Consider the following 2,153-nt stretch of genomic DNA (forward strand, 5'->3'; position numbering starts at 1 on the left):
GCGAATACCGAGATCAGGCTGCCGTCGATATACAGCTTGAACTCCGATCCGGCAACTTCCAGCTTGTAGTCATGCCAGTCCGCCATGTTGAAGCCGGGAGCGACGGAAGCGATGTCTACCGGCGCGCCGACGATGACGCTGGCCGACGAATTAGGGTATTTCCACAATTCAACCATGCTCGCATTTTTGAATTCCAGAAAATAATAGCTGGTTCCCGACGTATAGCGGAACATCAACCGGTACCGGTCCGCTTGCGCCTTGAATTCGACGCTGTAATCTTTGGTGCTGTAAGGAAAAGCCGATTGTTTTAATACGGCGCGCTGCGGCGAAGTCGCCGTCGTCGTCCCGGTCAGCAAAGCGTCCGCTCCGCTGCCCTGCACCTGCCAGGCCGTACTCCCGAACAAATCCCAATTGACGAGTCCGCCCGCAAAGTTCTCTTCGATGATGGGTTCCTGCTCCGCCGCTTCTGCAGGAGCAGGCAGAAACGGCAGCAATAATGCAACGATCAGCAGCAGCGCGATGCCGCGACTTGTTGTTCTCACTTGCTTTCCTCCTTCTTTTTGCAGAGCCAAAGACGCCCGCTCCCGCTCCGCCGATTGCGCGGCGAAGCGGGAGGGATGACGGCTTATTGGCCCGTTTTTGTTTTGAACGAAGCTTCAAGCTCTTCCAAAATTTTGGTTCCGCCCTGCGATTTCCACTTCTCTACGAATTCGTCGAACTTGGCGATGTCCGCGCCCATAATAATTTGGGTAAAGACAGAATCGCGCATCGTGTTCAGCTCGACAAGCTTGGCGATCTTCGTCGGCGAGTCCAGGTAGTTGGAGGCGTCCGTAATTTGATAAGGGTTGTTGATCGCCACGTCCAGCGCTTCCGACGCCCGAAGCGGCAGCGATTCCAGGTAACGCGGCCAGCCGTTAAGACCCGGCGCGAACAGATAGCTCTGGATGCCGCGGTAGTTGCCGTCCGGATCCTGCTGGGTTTGCGGATCGACAAGATCCGTAATGGCTTTCATCTTGTCGTTCTCGAATTTGTAGTCTTTGCCTTCGATGCCCCAGACGGTCAACATTTGATTTTCCGGAGACAGCGACTCCTCGATAATGGCTAATACTTGTTTCGGGTCTTTTGTTTTGACGCTAATCGCGTTCATTTGGGAGAAAGGCGCTCCCGCAGGCGCTACCGCCTTGCCGTCCGCTCCGGTGAGCGAAGCGGTCAGCGTCAAATATTTGTACGGCTGGTCGTTCTGGTCGGGCAGGCTGCCGTCGGCCGCAAGCTCGCCTTTTTTGATCAGTTCGCCCGTCTCCACCATCGTGTCGTAGCCGTTGGCCGTCGACCACCAGCCCATCCACGAGAACATTTGGCCGTTATACAGCTTTGTGCGAAGCTGCTCTTCCTTGATTGTCGCGAACTCTTTGTCGATAAGTCCTTCCTTGTACATTTGCTGCAGGAACAACAGCGCATCCTTCATTCGCGGATCGATGTCGTAATTGCCGAACTTGCCGTTCTCTTCTGTAAAGAAACCCGGAGTAACGCCAAACGCGCCGAAAATATGGTCAAACGAGTTGTTGGCGAATTTCGGCTCGCCAATCTGGGCCGTGTAACCGCCGAGCGGAATAACCTTCGGATTCTCCGCCTTGATTTGTTTCAGCGCGTTGTAATATTCATCCAGCGTCGTCGGTGTTTTCGCTCCGATCGATTCCAGATAATCTTTGCGCATGACCAGATTCCAGCGATAACCTGCGCCCGGCCCTCCTTGGTACGGAATGCCGTATATTTTGCCGCCTACCTTCGCTTGCTCCAACACTTCGGCCGGAACCTCTCGCATAATGTTAGGCGTGTTCTGCTCGTTGATCAGATCCGTCAGGTCGACGAACGCGCCTTGCTGCGCATACTTCTGGAAGTCGTCGACGAAATCGATCCGGACCACATCTGGAAAATCTCCGCTCGACATCTTTAGATTCAGCTTCGTTTTGTACTGCTGGACATCGACCATCTCCGGCACGATGCGGATATTGAGTTTCTCTTCAACGGCTTGTTTGACAACGTCCTTGGCCGGGTCGTAAGGCTTCGAGATGTCTTGCGCCTTCAGCCATTTCAGCTCATACGGCTCGGCAGGAGCCGGCGATGCCGTTGCGACCGTTCCTTCGGTCGGGGCC

2 protein-coding genes are annotated in these 2,153 nt (G+C 54.8%); both read right to left on the reverse strand.

Going from position 1 to position 2,153, the window contains the following annotated elements; translation table 11 throughout:
- Positions 1-542 (reverse strand): hypothetical protein (locus PAT3040_RS37150; protein WP_181376685.1); only part of this gene is annotated, 542 nt, incomplete at its 3' end.
- An 83-nt stretch (positions 543-625) separates the two neighbouring features.
- A partial coding sequence (locus tag PAT3040_RS17370; RefSeq protein WP_181376686.1) for an extracellular solute-binding protein occupies positions 626-2,153 on the reverse strand: 1,528 nt, incomplete at its 5' end.

This window comes from Paenibacillus agaridevorans, from assembly GCF_003112455.1.
GTDB lineage: Bacteria > Bacillota > Bacilli > Paenibacillales > Paenibacillaceae > Pristimantibacillus > Pristimantibacillus agaridevorans.